We start from the raw sequence: 15,410 nt of genomic DNA, 5'->3' as shown, positions 1-15,410 counted from the left end.
CTGGGGAGGTCCGGCCCGCCGCCCGCCGAGGAGCTCCCCGCGTGACCAACGTCCCCACCGCACACGTCGCCGACACCGTCGAGAACGCCGCCGCCACGCCTGAGCGCGAGCAGCCGTTCGACGCGCTCGGTCTGAAGCCCGACGAGTACGCGAAGATCCGCGAGATCCTCGGCCGCCGCCCCACCTCGGGCGAGCTGGCGATGTACTCGGTCATGTGGTCGGAGCACTGCTCCTACAAGTCGAGCAAGATCTACCTGCGTCGTTTCGGAGACAAGGTCTCCGAGGAGATGAAGAAGCGCCTGATGGTCGGCATGGGCCAGAACGCCGGCGTCGTCGACGTGGGCGAGGGGTGGGCGGTGACCTTCAAGGTCGAGTCGCACAACCACCCCTCCTACATCGAGCCGTTCCAGGGCGCCGCGACCGGTGTCGGCGGCATCGTGCGCGACATCATCTCGATGGGCGCCCGTCCGGTCGCCGTGATGGACCAGCTGCGCTTCGGCGCCATCGACCACCCCGACACCGCGCGCGTGGTCCACGGTGTTGTGTCGGGCATCTCCTCGTACGGCAACTGCCTGGGCCTTCCGAACATCGGCGGCGAGACCGTCTTCGACGGCGTCTACCAGGCCAACCCCCTCGTCAACGCCCTCGCGGTCGGAGTGATGCGCCACGAGGACATCCGCCTCGCCAACGCCACCGGCGCGGGCAACAAGGTCGTGCTGTTCGGCGCCCGCACCGGCGGCGACGGCATCGGCGGCGCCTCGATCCTGGCCTCCGACACGTTCGCCGACGGCGGCCCCACCAAGCGGCCCGCCGTGCAGGTGGGCGACCCGTTCGCCGAGAAGGTGCTCATCGAGTGCTGCCTCGAGCTCTACAAGGGCGACCTCGTCGAGGCCATCCAGGACCTCGGTGCCGCCGGCATCTCGTGCGCCACGAGCGAGCTCGCCGCGAACGGCGGATCGGGCATGAACGTCGAGCTGACGAACGTGCTGCTGCGCGACCCCTCGCTGACCGCCGAGGAGATCCTCATGAGTGAGTCGCAGGAGCGCATGATGGCGATCGTCGCGCCCGAGAAGCTCGACGCGTTCCTCGAGGTCGTCAAGAAGTGGGATGTCGAGACCTCGGTGCTCGGCGAGGTGACCGGCGACGGCCGCCTCGTCATCACCTGGAACGGCGAGGTCATCGTCGATGTCGACCCCTCCACGGTCGCGGTCGACGGCCCGGTCTACGAGCGCCCGGTCGCCTACCCCTCCTGGATCGACGCGCTGCAGGCCGACTCGGCCGCGTCTCTCGCGCGTCCGACCGAGGGTGCGGAGATCCTGGATCAGGTGAAGAAGCTGGTCGCGTCGCCGAACCTCGCCGATGCCAGCTGGATCACCAATCAGTACGACTACTACGTGCTGGGCAACACGGCCCTCGCCTTCCCCGACGACGCCGGCATGATCCGCGTCGACGAGGAGTCGGGTCTCGGCGTCTCGATCGCCACCGACGCGAACGGCCGCTACTGCCAGCTCGACCCGTACGCGGGTGCGCAGCTCGCGCTCGCCGAGGCGTACCGCAACGTCGCTGTCACGGGTGCCCAGCCCACCGCCGTCACCGACTGCCTCAACTTCGGATCGCCCGAGAACCCCGAGGTCATGTGGCAGTTCTCGCAGGCCGTCGACGGCCTGTCGGACGCCTGCCTCGAGCTGGGTGTGCCGGTCACCGGCGGCAACGTGTCGTTCTACAACCAGACCGGCGACGTGCCGATCCACCCGACTCCGGTCGTGGGTGTGCTCGGCATCATCGACGACGTCGCGCGCCGCATCCCCTCGGGATGGCAGGACGCCGGCGAGAACATCTATCTGCTGGGCACGACCGCCCTCGAGCTCGACGGCTCGGCCTGGGCCGGCACCATCCACGACCACCTCGGCGGTCGCCCGCCGAAGGTCGACCTCGCGGGCGAGCGCACGCTGGCCGGCATCATCGGCGCGGCGAAGGACGAGATGCTCGTCTCGAGCGCGCACGACCTGTCGGAGGGCGGCCTCGCCCAGGCGCTCACCGACGCGGTGCTGCGCTTCGGCGTCGGCGCCCGCGTGTGGCTCACCGAGATCATGGAGCGCGACGGCGTGGACGCCGCCACGGCCCTGTTCTCGGAGTCGACCGGACGCGTCATCGTGACGGTGCCGCGCGAGGAGGACGTGAAGTTCCGCGGCCTGTGCGAGGGCCGCGGTTACCCCGTGCTGCGCATCGGCGTCACCGACGTCGAGCCCACCCTCGAGGTGCAGGACCTGTTCCAGGTGCCCGTCGCCGAGCTGCGCGCCCTGTCGACCGGCACGCTGCCGGCCGCCTTCGGCGCCACCGTCTCGGAGCCTGTCGAGGCCTGATGTCCGGCGACGGGGGCGTGCGCATCAACCACTCCGAGTTGGAGGCCGACGGCGAGGCCGCCGACTACGGGCTCGAGAAGCGCAACCGCCGCGTGCGCGCGACGGCCTGGGTGGTGATCGGCGCCCTGCTGATCACCGGCGGCGGCGCGACCGTGCTGACGCTGCTGTTCGGCTGACCTCTTCCGCGAAGCCGCACGATCCCTCCGATCGTGCGGCTTCGTCGTTCCCGCCCTAGAGTCGAGGCGTGCTCGACCCGCTCTTCGACTTCATCGGCTCCTACTGGTGGCTTGCCTTCATCTTCGGCGGCTCGATCGTCGGCGGCGTGAAGGGCATCGCTGCCTGGTCCGACCGGCGCGCGAGGCTGCGTCACGAGCAGCGGATCGAGCTGATGCGCGCCAAGGCCGAGGTCGAGGCGCTCACCGGCGCGACGCCCGCGGCCCTGGAGGCGTCGGATCAGCAGGTGCGGCGCGATCGCCTGGCTCGCCTGCTCGAGTCGCACGACGACGTGTCGCGCCGGTGGCTCGACTACGAGCTCGATGAGGCGAAGCGCATCGCGTTCCCGGCCATGAGCGACGGCGGCGATCCGTTCACGGCCGTCTTCCTGCGCGCGCGGCAGAAGGCCGATGCGCTGCGCCCGGCCCCGGATGCCGACCTCGGCGTCGCCGAGCTCGGCGCGTATCGCGACGCGGTGCACGGGCTCGAGGATGCGTTCGACGCCGCGGAGGAGAACGCGCGCCGCCTGCGCGGCGATCGGGGCTGATCCGGGGGCGAGGAGACCGGCCGCGTGCGCGGCGACCGGGCTGATCCGGAGGCGAGGAGAAATCCCGGATCACGGGCCGGATCCTCCGCAAGCGTCCTCGCGAGGGGATATCTCCTCGGATCGTGATCGCGCCGCGACCGGTGCGACGCACATTTGTCGGTGGCTCGCTCTAGCGTGAGAGGTGATGTCCACGCTTCACCCCACTCCTCCCGTCCCCGACGACCGCGCGGGCGCATCGGCGCGCCCCGCGTGGCGCCGCCTCGACTGGCGGCGCCTCGCCGGGGCCGCGTCGGTCGTCGCGCTGCTCCTGCTGCTCGCGGGCACCACCGCGCAGGCCGTCGGAACGGTGATCGCGGGTCGCCTCTCGGGCGACCCCACCTCCACCCTGCTGCTGCTGTTCGCGGCGTGCGTCGTGGGCGGCGCCGTCGTCGACAGCATCGGCCAGGTGCTGTGGGCGGGGGTCGTCGACCGCGCAGAGGGGCGGCTGCGCGCCGACCTGCTCACCGCCGCGATGAGCCAGCCGCTCGCGGTGCTCTCCGAACAGGCGGTCGGCGAGGTCATGGACCGCGTCGACGACGACACCCGCGCGGTCGGATCCCTCGTGCGCCGCCAGTTGTGGGGCGCCGGCCGCACGGTCGCGGGCGTCCTGCCGCTGTGGATCGTGGCGGGCGCCACGTGGTGGCCCGCCTGGATTCTGTTCCCCGTGCTGGGCGTGGTGGTGGCCCTCGTCGCCCGGCCGCTGCTGGCCGAGATCGCCCGGCAGAAGATCGCCGAGGAGATCGCCTGGACCGATCACGCAGCCGCGTTCGAGGAGGCCGTCGCGGCCCGCAACGACCTGCGCACGAGCCTCGGGCAGGCCTTCGCGGTCCGCCGCCTCGCGCAGATCTCCGCGGTTGTGCACAAGCGCCTGAGCGGGCTCACCCGCCTCGAGATGCGCCTCATCAATCGCTCCGAGGTGCTGCTGCACGCGCTGCTCGGCGGCATCGCGGTCGTCGGCGCGATGCTGGCGTTCGACGGCAGCCTGCCGGTGCCGCAGCTCGTCACCCTGTTCCTCGCGACCGCGCTGCTCGTGGGATCCGTGTCCAACCTCGTGCACCACCTGCCCGACATCCAGGAGGGCCTGGGCGCGCTCGTGCGCATCCGGCAGATGCTCGAGGTCGATCCCGAGCCCACGGGCGGCCTCGACGTGCCGGCCGGCTCGGTGGGGCTCGAAGTGCGCGATCTGACCTTCGCGTACGAAGAAGGCCAGTTCGCACTCGACGGCGTCACGCTCGATGTGCCGGCGGGACACACCATCGCCCTCGTCGGACGCACGGGATCGGGCAAGTCGACGCTCGCCGCGCTGTTCTCTCGGGCGCAGGAGCCCGCTCCCGGCACCGTCTTCCTGGGCGGCATCGATGTCTGCGACCTCGACCTGCAGAAGCTGCGCGCCGCCGTGGGCGTCGTCACACAGCGCACCGAGATCCTCGCGGGAACGCTCGCCGAGAACATCGCGCTGTTCGCCGACGTGCCCCGCGCCCAGGTCGAGGGCGCCGTCGTCGAGCTCGGGCTCACCGACTGGGTCGCGGGCCTGCCCGAGGGGCTCGACACCGCGCTCGGCCCGGGAGGGGTGGCGTTGTCCGCCGGCGAGGAGCAGCTCGTCGCCTTCGCGCGGCTGCTTGTGCGCGACGTGCAGGTGGTGGTGCTCGACGAGGCCACGGCCCGGATGGATCCGCTCACCGAGGCTCGCGTCGTCGCGGCCGCCGAGCGGCTGCTGAGCGGCCGCACGGGTGTGCTGGTCGCGCATCGCCTCACCACCATCGAGCGCGCCGATCTCGTGGCCGTGCTCGACCACGGGCGTGTTGTGCAGGCGGGCCCGCGTTCGGTGCTCGCGCAGGCCGACGGCCCGTTCCGACGCCTGCGAGAGGCCGCCGCCGCGGACGGCGTGATCGCCGAGACGGCCGAGGAGTCGGCGGAGGCGGAGGTGCCTTCCACGCCTCCTGCAGCGGAGGGCGACGCCGGAGCAGCCGTCAACGACGCCGTGGCGGCCGTCGGCACGCCCCGCCGCATCGGCACACCACCCGAGGTGCCCGAGCCCGGCGACGGACCATCGCTGGCGCGCGGCATCCTGCACGTGCTGTTCGTCCGCCCTCGATGGGGCGTTGTCGGGGCCGCGCTGTTCCTGGTGTCCGCCCTCGCCTCCGCACAGGGAGCGCTGACGGGCTTCCTGTGGGGCCGCATCGTGGAGGCCCTGCAGGCGGGAGATCTGCCGTGGGCCCTGCTCGGCGGTCTGGTGGTGCTCGTGCTGCTCAGCCCCATCGCGCTGGGCAAGGCCATTCACCTCTACCCCAGCTGGTGGATCGAGAACCTGCTGCGCGTGCGCATGCGGGTCATGTACGGGCAGACCCGTCAGCACCGCCTGCCGTCGACCCCGCCGGGCGAGATCGTCGCACGCGCGATGGACGCCGACCGGTACGTCATGTACGCCGATCGCTGGGTCGACTTCGTCAACGGCCTGATCATCGCCGCCGTCACCGCGATCGTCTCGCGGTCGTGGCTGGCGGGCGGCGTGCTGCTCGCGGTGATGGTGGTGTCGGCGCTGGCCGCCGCCGTGGGGCGGCCCATCGCGGGCCGCTCGGCGACGCGGTCGTCGGCGGCACGCGCGCGCTTCGGCCGCTCCCTGGTGTCGGCGCTCGAGGCCGCGCGCACCGTCAAGCTCGCCGCGCGCACGCCCGAGGTGCACCGCCACCTGCAGCACGTCGACAGCGGGCGCGTCCGCGCCGCCATCTTCGAGCACCGCGTACAGGCGGTGCTTGACGGCGTGCCGATCGTCGCCCTGCACCTGGGCGCGGTCGCGGCATGGGCGGCATTCCTTCTGGGCGAGTGGAACCTCGCGACCACCCTGCTCGTCGCCAACGCCGTCACCGGCTTCGGATGGTTCGGCGTCGTCGCGGGCGCGGTCGTCACCGAGGCGCCCGGCACCCGCGCCTGGCAGCAGGCGACCTCGCGCTTCGCCGGGGGCGTCGACCTCGTCGACCCGGTGCCCGGGGTCGATCTGGTGGCCGGCACGGCTCCCGAGCCGCCCGCCACCGGCCGCGAGCCACTCGAGACCCTGCAGCTGACCGGTCTCACCGCCGTGCACGACGACGGCACGCTCGGCGTCTCGGGCGTCGACCTCGAGGTGCGGCGGGGCGAACTCGTGCTGCTGCTCGGGCAGGTCGGATCCGGCAAGTCGAGCCTGCTCGCCTCGCTCGCGGGGCTGATGGAGCACACCGGATCGATCCGGTGGAACGGCACCGAGATCGGCGACGCGCAGGCGTTCCTGCGCCCGGGCCAGGTGGCTCACGTCGCCCAGGTGCCGCGAGTGCTGAGCGGCACCTTCGCCGACAACGTGCGCCTCGACCACCACCGCGACATCGATGGCCCGATCGACGGCGCGCGTCTCGCCGAGGACGTCAGCGAGGCCGGCGGTGCGCATGCCCTCGTCGGGCACCGCGGCGTGCGCCTGTCGGGCGGGCAGGTGCAGCGCCTCGCCCTGGCCCGGGCGCTCGCTGCCGACACCGAACTGCTGCTCGCCGACGACGTGTCATCCGCACTCGACGCTCGCACCGAGATCGAGCTCTGGCAGGCCCTGCGCGATCGCGGCACCACCGTGATCGGTGCGACCTCCAAGCGCGCCGCGCTCGCCCGGGCCGACCGGGTCGTGGTGCTCTCCGACGGAGAAGTCGTGGCCGTCGGGCCCTGGCACGAGCTCTCGTCGCGGTGGGGTCACCTCGCCGGCTGACGCTCACCGGCACCGCCGCCCTGCTGCCCCGCCGGATCACGCGCCCAGGCGCAGCAGGGCGGTCGCCGGATCACGCGCCCAGGCGCAGCAGGGCGGTCCCGGGAATCGAGAGCAGGAAGTCGGCGAACGCGCGGCGGCGCGCCCGGCGCTGCTGGCGGCGCTCCCAGCGCAGGTCGGTGATCCGGTCGGCGAACTCGCGCTGCTCGGAGGGGCTCATGATGTCGTTCATGTCCGTGCCTTTCGTAGACGAGCGGGCGGTGACCCCGCTGCGGAGACAACGGCCGAGAGCGCTCCCCTTCGACCGGCTCTAGGGCGCGGATGTTCGGAAGCGCTCCCGATTCGCCTCATCCCGCCAGCCCTGGATCCGCAGGTCAGAGGGCGAATCCGCGCATGCAATCCGATCGGGAGCGGTCCCGGAGCCGGGGCACCCCTTGGATTTCTTCTCCGGAGGCTGTCGAATCGACCCGGGTCCGTTCGTAGACCTCTCGAAGGAGGCACCCGATGAGTGCACGACAGAAGTTCCTCGTCATCCACATGTCCGATCCGAAAGCGGCGGAGTGGGATCCGGCGATCGATCAGCCCCGGATGGACGCCTGGCTCGCCCACCGCGAGGGACCCGACGGCTGGCAGCCCAACGGCGAGACGGTCGCGGGCCCCGATCACGCCCGGCGCCTCACCGCGCATAACGGCGAGTTCGTCGCCACGGACGGGCCGTTCCCCGAGTTCAAGGAGTGGTTCCTCGGTGTCGAGTGGATCGAGGCCGAGTCGATGGCGCACGCCACCCGGCTGCTCGAGAACCACCCCACCGCCCGCATCGGGCGTATGTACGTTGTGCCCGCCCGGGCATCGGTCGAGGAGGACTGACATGGCGCGCTATCTGCTGTCGGTGATGGGCCGGCAGGACAACCCGGAGTTCGGCGGCTACGGATCCGTCGAGGAGATGCACGCGGCGATGGCCGCCACGGGCGCATTCAACCACCGGCTTGCGGCCGAGGGCGTGCTCGTGTTCGTCGACGGGCTCGAGGCGCCCGACACGGCGACGGTGGTCGACGGTCGCGGGGCGGAGGCGATCCTGACAGACGGCCCGTTCATCGAGTCGAAAGAGGGCCTGAACGGCCTGTGGATCATCGACGTGCCCGATCTCGACGCCGCGCTCAAGGTCGCGGCCGAGGCCTCGCACGTGTGCCGCGAGCTCGTCGAGGTGCGGCCGTTCGCGACCGCGTTCGCGCAGACCGCATGACTACCGCGGCCGAGGCGATCGCCCGCACCCACCGCGACGAGTGGGCGCGCGTGGTCGCCGGGCTGGCGCGGCGCTTCGGCGACCTCGACCTCGCCGAGGAGACGGCCGCCGAGGCGTTCGCCACCGCCGTGGAGCGGTGGCCGGCCGAGGGCGTGCCGCCCAACCCCGGCGCGTGGATCACCACCACGGCCCAGCGCAAGGCGATCGACCGGATCCGGCGCGAGAGCCATCGAGACCAGAAGCACCAGGAGGCGATGATGCTGCACGACGACAGCCCGCCGGATCCGGTGGGCGCGGTCGACGACGATCGCCTGCGCCTGGTCTTCACCTGCTGCCACCCCGCACTCGCGCCGGAGGCGCGCGTGGCCCTCACTCTGCGCATCGTCGGCGGTCTCACGGTGCCCGAGATCGCGCACGCGTTCCTCGTGCAGGAGACCACGATGGGTCAGCGCATCAGCCGCGCGAAGGCCAAGATCAAGGCCGCTCGCATCCCGTTCCGGGTGCCCGAGACCGCTGATCTGCCCGAGCGTCTGGATGGAGTGCTCGCGGTGCTCTATCTGATCTTCAACGAGGGCTACCTCGCCTCCGGGGAGGGCACGGATCCGATCCGCCGCGATCTCACGGGCGAGGCGATCCGGCTCACGCGGCTTGTGTGCGATCTGCTCCCGCCCGCGGATCACGGGGAGGCGACGGGGCTTCTCGCCCTGATGCTGCTCACGGAGGCGCGGGCCGGCGCGCGGCTCTCGTCCGACGGCGAGCTCGTGCGCCTCGACGAACAGGATCGCGGCGCCTGGGATCGACGGCTGCTCGCCGAGGGCATCGCCCTTGTGCAGGAGCGGATCGAGGCAGCCCGGGGCGGCGAGCGCGCCGGGCGCTACCAGCTACTCGCCGCGATCAACGCGGTGCACGTCACCGCGCCGCACGCGCGCGACACCGACTGGGGCCGTATCGTCGCCCTCTACGGTCAGCTGGAGCGGATCGATCCGAGCCCCATCGTGAGCCTCAACAAGGCCATCGCGATCAGCGAGTTCGACTCTCCGGAGGTGGGCCTCGCGCAGGTCGAGCGGCTCGCCGACAGGCTGAGCGAGTACCACGCGTTCCACACGACGCGAGCCGAGCTGCTGCGGCTGGTCGGCCGCTCGGCCGACGCCCACGCCGCCTACGACCGGGCGATCGAGCTCGCGGGCAACACCGCCGAGACCGCCCACCTCATCCGCCGGCGAGCTCAGCTCGCGGCGCCGACGCCACAACCGCACACACCTGCAAGGGAGAACGCATCGTGACTCAGAAGTTCCTGGTCCTGCACCTGACCGACCCGACCGGATCCGACCTGCCGCGCGAGGAGGACAAGCGCATGCTCGAGCGCTGGGCCGAGGAGGGTGAGAAGACCGGCGCGCTCGGCCCCGGTGCGCCGGTCGCCGGCCGGGACAGCGCGAAGTCGGTCGTCGTGCGCGACGGCCGGACGATCGTGACCGACGGCCCGTTCCCCGAGTTCAAGGAGTGGTTCGCCGGCTACGACCTGCTCGAAGCGGAGACGATCGACGAGGCCGCCGCCTACATGGCCACGCACCCCTCTGCCGTGCTCGGTCGCATCCTGATCCTGCCCACCGTCCGACTCCCCTGGGAGGAGTGACCCCGGTCAGCTGCGATGGCCGCGGTGAAACTCCGTCATCCACCACCTAATCTCCGCCCATCCCGCGCGCAAATCCGACCGTTGAGAGGCACGGCGTCGTCCCCCTGCCGATGATGGCCGCATGACCCCGTACAGCGACCCCATCAGGATGTTGACCGAAGCCGAGAGCTGGGACCGCCTGCGAGAGCAGGAGCTAGGACGACTGGTCACACACGTCGGCGACACGATCGACATCTTCCCCGTCAACTACGCCGTCTACGCCGACGGCATCCTGTTCCGCACCGCGCCCGGCACCAAGCTGTTCGAGCTCACCGTGAACGCGGACGTGCTGTTCGAGGTCGACAGCCATACCGATACCGAGGCGTGGAGTGTCGTCGTGCGCGGACACGCCACGCCCCTGGAGACCAGTGCCGACGTGGAGCGAGCAGAGACGGCGGAGCTGCGACCCTGGATCCCGACTCTCAAGCGTGTGTTCGTGCGCATCGTGCCCACATCGGTGTCCGGCCGCGCCTTCGCTCGCGGAGCGGAGCCCGATCGTGACGGACCGCAGATGTACTGACGCGCCTGCGCCGGTCCTGCGCGGAGCCGGATCCGTCCGCCCCTGGTCACGAAACGCCGCGGCCATCGACGCTGCTGCGGCGGTTTGTGACCACGAGCGCACTGACGGCGGGCCGGCGCGCGTCGATAGGGTGAGCTCGTGACGACGGCCGCCATCGAGGTCCAGGATCTGCGCAAGAGCTACGGACGTCACGTGGCCTTGCGCGGCATCGACCTGCACGTCGCGCCGGGGTCGGTGCTCGGACTCGTCGGGCCGAACGGCGCCGGCAAGACCACAACGCTGCGCATCCTGCTCGACCTCCTGCGCCCCTCGGGCGGCACCGTGCGGGTCCTCGGAGAAGATCCGCGCACGGGCGGCCCGGCCCTGCGCAGGCGCATCGGCTACCTGCCCGGCGACCTGCGCCTGGAGGGTGATCCCACCGGCCGCGCCGTGCTCGCGTTCTACGCCCGGGTCTCGGGCGACGTCGCGCCCCATCGCGCAGAGCAGCTCGCCGACCGCCTCGGCCTCGACCTCTCCCGCCCGGTGGGGACGCTGTCCAAGGGCAACCGCCAGAAGCTCGGCCTCATCCAGGCCTTCCAGCACGAACCCGACCTGCTGGTGCTCGACGAGCCGACGAGCGGCCTCGACCCGCTGGTGCAGCGCACCTTTCTCGAGCTCGTGCGCGAGGCTCGCCACGACGGCGCGGCCATCCTGCTCAGCTCGCACGTGATGAGCGAGATCCAGCACGTGGCCGACGAGGTGTCGGTGCTGGCCGACGGTCGCATCATCGCGCAGGGCGACGTGCCCTCGCTGCGTCGGGGGGCCGCTCGACGCATCAGCGCGGTGTTCGCGGGCACCGACTCCGACACGGTGTGGGATCAGATCCGGCAGCTACCGCTGCGCGAGGTGGTGCTCGCCGACGAGCCCGACGGCGTGCATCTCGACGCGCTCTACGACGGCGACCTCGACGCCCTCGTCAAGACCCTCTCGCACCTCACGACCACCGAGCTGTCGATCGAAGAGCCGGACCTCGAGGACGCGATCCTGCAGCTCTACCGCACGCAGCGCGATCCGGATCGGAAGACGAAGCCGGTCGACCTCGTCGCCCTCGCGCAGAAAGGGGCCGCGAAGTGACCGCCGTGCTGCGGAGGGAGCTGCGCGGATCGTGGCGCGCGACGCTGCTGTGGTCGCTCGCGATCGTCGGCATCCTGGCGCTCTACCTGCCGCTCTACGACGACCTCGTCACGGGCGACATGCAGTCGCTGCTCGACTCGCTGCCGCCGCAGCTCGTGCAGACGCTGGGCTATGACGACCTCACCTCCGGCGCGGGTTACGTGCAGGCGACGTTCTACGGGCTGATGGGCTTTTTCCTCATCACCGCGGCGTCCGTGTCTTGGGCGGCCACCGCGATCGGCGGCCACGAGCAGTCGGGCCGGCTGGAGCTCGACCTGGCGCACGGGATCGGCCGCGGCGGCTACGTGCTCGCGCAGACCGAGGCGCTGATCATCCGCGTGCTGTTCCTCGTGCTGGTGGGCACGGTGTCGGTCCTGGCCTTCAACGGGCCTGCCGACCTCGGCCTCGAGCTCGGCCCGGTTCTTGTGGCGTCCTGTGCGCTCGCGGGGCTCGCCCTCTTCTGCGGGGTGTGGACGCTTCTGGCGGGCGCGGCGATCGGCGGACGCGCGCTGTCGGCGGGTGTGGGAGCGCTGGTGGCCGTCGTCAGCTACGCGCTCAACGCGGTGGCGGCCCAGACCCCCGATGCCGACTGGATCGCGAACGCGTCGCCCTATTCGTGGGCCTTCGCCGACTCGCCGCTTCAGGGCGGTGTCACCCTCGCCGACCAGTGGCCGCTGTGGCTGTTCGTCGTGGCGTTCCCCGTGATCGCGATGCTCGCCCTCCGCGGGCGCGACCTGCGCGGCTGATCCGCGCCGGGGGCGCACGGATCCGGTCTCCTCTGGTGGATGTCGGAGGCTGGTGGGACCGTGGGCGCATGATCCGCATCGAGAAGCTCCGCCCCGAGGGGCTCGTCCACAGCCCCGCCTTCAGCCATGTCGCCATCGTGCCGCCGGGAGCGACGACGATCTACGTCGGCGGTCAGAACGCCGTCGACGCCGATGGAAAGCTCGTGGGTGCCGGCGACGTCGCGGCCCAGGCGACCCGCGCGGTCGAGAACGCGATCACCGCGCTCGCGGCCGCCGACGCCACGCCCGCCGACGTGGTGCAGTGGACCGTGCTGATCGCCAAGGGCGCCGACCTGGGCGCTGCCTACGGCGCGATCGCCGCACGCATCGCCTCTCCCGAGCCGCCGCTCGTCACCGCGGCGGTCGTCGCGTCCCTCGCCGTTCCCGGGGCGCTCATCGAGGTCAGTGCGGTCGCGGCCCGCTGATCCGGCCCGGGGCACACCGACGATTCGGGCGGCGGAAGCCTCGCCGAGCGGGGATCCGCTCAGCTGATGGAGGCGAGGAGGTGCTTCTCGGTGCGGTCGACGACCCCGAGGAAGGTCGCGTCGTCGCCGTAAGCGCGGGCGAGGATCAGCCCGCCCTGGATGACGGCGACCGCGTCCAGCGCACGGTCCGCCGCCTCCTCGGAAGAGAGCCCCGCGCTGCGGAGCACGCTCGCGAGCGCTTCGACCCAGTCGGTGAAGTAGGCCTTCACCGACGGGGCGAAGGTCTCCTGCTCTTCCCCTAGCGTCATCGCGGCGAAGAGGCACACGCGTTCACGGGAGAGGAAGTACTCGGAGACCTCGCGGGTCATGTCCGCGATCGCCTCGCGGGGATCGGTCGCGGTGCGAAGGGGCTCGAAGACCTTCTCTTCGAACCAGTTGCTGACCTCCTCGAGGACGGCGCGGGCCATGTCCGTCTTCCCCTCGGGGAAGAAGTGGTAGAGACTGCCGCGGCCGACGCCCGTTTCCTGCTGGATGACCGACAGGGAACCACCCTCGAAGCCTCGCTTGCGGAATACGCCGGCGAGGGCGAGAACCACGTCGGACCGGTCGAGGACGGTTCTGGCCATCAGAGACCGAGCTCGCTCAGGCCGGGGTGGTCGGCGGGGCGCGGACCGGAGTTGTCCCAGAAGAACTTGCGGTCGGACTCGTCGATCTCGACGTCGTTGATGCTCGCGTGACGGTGCGTCATGAGTCCCTCCTTGTCGAAGTGCCAGTTCTCGTTGCCGTACGCGCGGAACCACTGACCCTCGGCCGTGCGGTACTCGTACGCGAAGCGCACCGCGATGACGTCGCCAGTGTAGGCCCACAGCTCCTTGATGAGCCGATAGTCCAGCTCGCGGTCCCACTTGCCGGCGAGGAACTCGATGATGGCTTCGCGGCCCTGCACGAAGGTGGACCGGTTCCTCCACCAGCTGTCCTCGCTGTAGGCGAGCGCGATGCGCTCCGGATCGCGGGTGTTCCAGCCGTCTTCGGCCGCGCGCACCTTCTGGATGGCGGTCTCTTCGGTGAACGGGGGAAGGGGCGGACGGGACATGAGGACTCCTCTGGGTGTTGTGTTCTGTACCGATCGGTTCAGTGTGTACCTAACGGTACAGACCGAGCACGCGAGCGTCAACACGAATCGGGAAGAAGTTCCAGATGCCCCACGTGACGCCCGGTCCCCGGGAACGCCGAAGGGGCGGGACGCCGCAGCGCCCCGCCCCTTCGCAGAGGATCAGCGGATCAGATGACGCCCTGGGCGAGCATCGCGTCGGCGACCTTCGTGAAGCCCGCGATGTTGGCGCCGACCACGTAGTCGCCGGGGGCGCCGTACTGGTCGGCGGTCTCGAGCGAGCGGTCGTGGATCGACTTCATGATGCGGTGCAGGCGCTCCTCGGTGTACTCGAACGACCAGGAGTCGCGGGAGGCGTTCTGCTGCATCTCGAGCGCCGAGGTCGCGACGCCACCGGCGTTGGCCGCCTTGCCGGGGGCGAACTTCACGCCCGCCTCGCGGAACACGCGGATCGCCTCCGGGGTGTCGGGCATGTTCGCGCCCTCGGAGATGACCTTCACCCCGTTCTTGACGAGCTGGATGGCCGCGGCCTCGTCGAGCTCGTTCTGCGTGGCGGACGGGATGGCGACATCCGCCGGCACGTCCCAGATCGAGCCGCCGGCGACGAAGCTCGCACCCTGGCGGGCATCGGCGTACTCGCTGATGCGGGCGCGGCGCACCTCCTTGACGTCCTTGAGCAGGTCGAGGTCGATGCCCTTCTCGTCGACGACGTAGCCGCTCGAGTCCGAGATCGCCACGACGGTGCCGCCGAGCTGGTGCACCTTCTGGGTGGCGTAGGTCGCGACGTTGCCCGAGCCCGAGACGATGACGCGCTTGCCCTCGAGCGAGTCGCCCGAGGTGCCGAGGATCTCCTGCGCGAAGAACACGGCGCCGTAGCCCGTGGACTCGGTGCGCACGAGGGATCCGCCCCAGCTGATGCCCTTGCCGGTGAGCACACCCGACTCGTAGCGGTTGGTGATGCGCTTGTACTGGCCGAACATGTAGCCGATCTCGCGGCCGCCGACGCCGATGTCACCCGCGGGGACGTCGGTGTACTCGCCGATGTGGCGGTACAGCTCGGTCATGAACGACTGGCAGAAGCGCATGATCTCGGCGTCCGACTTGCCCTTGGGGTCGAAGTCGGAGCCACCCTTGCCGCCGCCGATGGGCAGACCGGTGAGGGAGTTCTTGAAGATCTGCTCGAAGCCGAGGAACTTCACGATCCCGAGGTTCACCGAGGGGTGGAAGCGCAGGCCGCCCTTGTAGGGGCCGAGGGCCGAGTTGAACTCGACGCGGAAGCCGCGGTTGACCTGGGCGCGACCGGCGTCGTCGACCCACGGCACACGGAAGATGATCTGGCGCTCCGGCTCGCAGAGGCGGCGGATGACCTGGGCGTCGACGTACTCGGAGTGCTTCTCGACGACCGGGCCGAGGCTTTCGAGCACCTCGTGAGCAGCCTGGTGGAACTCGGGCTCGCCGGCGTTTCGGGTCACGATCTCGTCGAAGATCGGCACCAGGTGGGCATGCAGCTGCGGCATGGAACTCTCCATCAGCAAGGAGCGCAGGCTCGGTGGGGTGAGCAGCGCTCGTGAAAGGATCCGGCCGGATGGGCCTTAGCGGTGACACCGCGATTGCGACTG

Annotated in this window: 16 protein-coding genes; 12 read left to right on the top strand and 4 right to left on the bottom strand. The window is 71.0% G+C overall.

Features of this window, described 5'->3' with window-relative positions; translation table 11 throughout:
* Positions 1-41 precede the first annotated feature (41 nt).
* The 4 genes from purL (at position 42) to J5V96_RS16625 (ending at position 6,886) form a co-directional block, all read left to right on the top strand.
* Positions 42-2,363 carry a phosphoribosylformylglycinamidine synthase subunit PurL gene (gene purL / locus J5V96_RS16640; RefSeq protein ID WP_208505542.1) on the top strand — a complete coding sequence of 774 codons (2,322 nt, stop codon included), beginning with the start codon at positions 42-44 and terminating at the stop codon, positions 2,361-2,363.
* Positions 2,363-2,539, top strand: coding sequence for a hypothetical protein (locus J5V96_RS16635; protein WP_208505668.1), 177 nt, complete (start codon positions 2,363-2,365; stop codon positions 2,537-2,539). The genes purL and J5V96_RS16635 overlap by 1 nt, the downstream gene beginning before the upstream one ends.
* Before the next feature lie 68 nt (positions 2,540-2,607).
* A complete protein-coding gene (locus tag J5V96_RS16630; RefSeq protein ID WP_208505540.1) occupies positions 2,608-3,123 on the top strand; it encodes a hypothetical protein in 516 nt (171 codons plus the stop codon).
* Positions 3,124-3,307: 184 nt separating this feature from the next.
* On the top strand, positions 3,308-6,886 hold the full coding sequence (locus J5V96_RS16625) for an ATP-binding cassette domain-containing protein (RefSeq protein WP_208505538.1): 3,579 nt from the start codon (positions 3,308-3,310) through the stop codon (positions 6,884-6,886).
* A 70-nt stretch (positions 6,887-6,956) separates the two neighbouring features.
* Here the strand turns inward: J5V96_RS16625 and J5V96_RS16620 are convergent, their stop codons facing one another.
* Positions 6,957-7,115: a hypothetical protein gene (locus tag J5V96_RS16620; RefSeq protein WP_208505536.1), complete on the bottom strand. Its 159-nt coding sequence runs from the start codon at positions 7,113-7,115 to the stop codon at positions 6,957-6,959.
* Between the two features lie 272 nt (positions 7,116-7,387).
* On the opposite strand from J5V96_RS16620, the gene J5V96_RS16615 reads away from it, so the two are divergent.
* The 8 genes from J5V96_RS16615 to J5V96_RS16580 all read left to right on the top strand — a co-directional run bounded on the left by J5V96_RS16615 (position 7,388) and on the right by J5V96_RS16580 (position 12,680).
* Positions 7,388-7,750 (top strand): YciI family protein, encoded by a 363-nt coding sequence (locus J5V96_RS16615; protein WP_208505534.1) that lies wholly within the window; start codon positions 7,388-7,390, stop codon positions 7,748-7,750.
* Between the two features lies 1 nt (position 7,751).
* Entirely contained in the window at positions 7,752-8,126 is a 375-nt protein-coding gene (locus tag J5V96_RS16610) for a YciI family protein (RefSeq protein WP_236015051.1), read from the top strand.
* Positions 8,123-9,409: an RNA polymerase sigma factor gene (locus J5V96_RS16605; protein ID WP_208505531.1), complete on the top strand. Its 1,287-nt coding sequence runs from the start codon at positions 8,123-8,125 to the stop codon at positions 9,407-9,409. The genes J5V96_RS16610 and J5V96_RS16605 overlap by 4 nt, the downstream gene beginning before the upstream one ends.
* Positions 9,406-9,759 (top strand): YciI family protein, encoded by a 354-nt coding sequence (locus J5V96_RS16600; RefSeq protein ID WP_208505529.1) that lies wholly within the window; start codon positions 9,406-9,408, stop codon positions 9,757-9,759. Before J5V96_RS16605 ends, J5V96_RS16600 begins: the two co-directional genes overlap by 4 nt.
* A 121-nt stretch (positions 9,760-9,880) precedes the next feature.
* Positions 9,881-10,318, top strand: coding sequence for a pyridoxamine 5'-phosphate oxidase family protein (locus tag J5V96_RS16595; RefSeq protein ID WP_208505527.1), 438 nt, complete (start codon positions 9,881-9,883; stop codon positions 10,316-10,318).
* A 138-nt stretch (positions 10,319-10,456) separates the two neighbouring features.
* Complete coding sequence (locus J5V96_RS16590; RefSeq protein ID WP_208505525.1) at positions 10,457-11,431, top strand: ABC transporter ATP-binding protein; 975 nt, start codon at positions 10,457-10,459, stop codon at positions 11,429-11,431.
* The gene (locus tag J5V96_RS16585; RefSeq protein ID WP_208505523.1) at positions 11,428-12,216 is read left to right on the top strand and encodes an ABC-2 transporter permease; all 789 of its coding nucleotides are present in this window, start codon (positions 11,428-11,430) and stop codon (positions 12,214-12,216) included. The genes J5V96_RS16590 and J5V96_RS16585 overlap by 4 nt, the downstream gene beginning before the upstream one ends.
* Positions 12,217-12,284: 68 nt before the next feature.
* A complete protein-coding gene (locus J5V96_RS16580) occupies positions 12,285-12,680 on the top strand; it encodes a RidA family protein (protein ID WP_208505521.1) in 396 nt (131 codons plus the stop codon).
* Between the two features lie 59 nt (positions 12,681-12,739).
* Here J5V96_RS16580 and J5V96_RS16575 read toward each other — a convergent pair whose 3' ends face one another.
* The 3 genes from J5V96_RS16575 to gdhA all read right to left on the bottom strand — a co-directional run bounded on the left by J5V96_RS16575 (position 12,740) and on the right by gdhA (position 15,308).
* Positions 12,740-13,306, bottom strand: coding sequence for a TetR/AcrR family transcriptional regulator (locus J5V96_RS16575; protein WP_208505519.1), 567 nt, complete (start codon positions 13,304-13,306; stop codon positions 12,740-12,742).
* The gene (locus J5V96_RS16570) at positions 13,306-13,773 is read right to left on the bottom strand and encodes a nuclear transport factor 2 family protein (protein WP_208505517.1); all 468 of its coding nucleotides are present in this window, start codon (positions 13,771-13,773) and stop codon (positions 13,306-13,308) included. The genes J5V96_RS16575 and J5V96_RS16570 overlap by 1 nt, the downstream gene beginning before the upstream one ends.
* A 188-nt stretch (positions 13,774-13,961) precedes the next feature.
* A complete protein-coding gene (gdhA, locus tag J5V96_RS16565) occupies positions 13,962-15,308 on the bottom strand; it encodes an NADP-specific glutamate dehydrogenase (protein ID WP_208505515.1) in 1,347 nt (448 codons plus the stop codon).
* Between the last annotated feature and the right edge of the window lie 102 nt (positions 15,309-15,410).

Source organism: Microbacterium stercoris (assembly GCF_017592545.1).
GTDB lineage: Bacteria > Actinomycetota > Actinomycetes > Actinomycetales > Microbacteriaceae > Microbacterium > Microbacterium stercoris.
This window is presented reverse-complemented; position numbering and strand designations above follow the sequence as displayed.

Excerpts from the sequence above, each read along its gene's own strand:
- J5V96_RS16635 (WP_208505668.1), top strand. The coding sequence starts at position 2,363 with ATGTCCGGCGACGGGGGCGTGCGCATCAACCACTCCGAGTTGGAGGCC.
- J5V96_RS16625 (WP_208505538.1), top strand. The coding sequence starts at position 3,308 with ATGTCCACGCTTCACCCCACTCCTCCCGTCCCCGACGACCGCGCGGGC.
- J5V96_RS16620 (WP_208505536.1), bottom strand. The coding sequence starts at position 7,115 with ATGAACGACATCATGAGCCCCTCCGAGCAGCGCGAGTTCGCCGACCGG.
- J5V96_RS16615 (WP_208505534.1), top strand. The coding sequence starts at position 7,388 with ATGAGTGCACGACAGAAGTTCCTCGTCATCCACATGTCCGATCCGAAA.
- J5V96_RS16610 (WP_236015051.1), top strand. The coding sequence starts at position 7,752 with ATGGCGCGCTATCTGCTGTCGGTGATGGGCCGGCAGGACAACCCGGAG.
- J5V96_RS16605 (WP_208505531.1), top strand. The coding sequence starts at position 8,123 with ATGACTACCGCGGCCGAGGCGATCGCCCGCACCCACCGCGACGAGTGG.
- J5V96_RS16595 (WP_208505527.1), top strand. The coding sequence starts at position 9,881 with ATGACCCCGTACAGCGACCCCATCAGGATGTTGACCGAAGCCGAGAGC.
- J5V96_RS16580 (WP_208505521.1), top strand. The coding sequence starts at position 12,285 with ATGATCCGCATCGAGAAGCTCCGCCCCGAGGGGCTCGTCCACAGCCCC.
- J5V96_RS16575 (WP_208505519.1), bottom strand. The coding sequence starts at position 13,306 with ATGGCCAGAACCGTCCTCGACCGGTCCGACGTGGTTCTCGCCCTCGCC.
- J5V96_RS16570 (WP_208505517.1), bottom strand. The coding sequence starts at position 13,773 with ATGTCCCGTCCGCCCCTTCCCCCGTTCACCGAAGAGACCGCCATCCAG.
- gdhA (WP_208505515.1), bottom strand. The coding sequence starts at position 15,308 with ATGCCGCAGCTGCATGCCCACCTGGTGCCGATCTTCGACGAGATCGTG.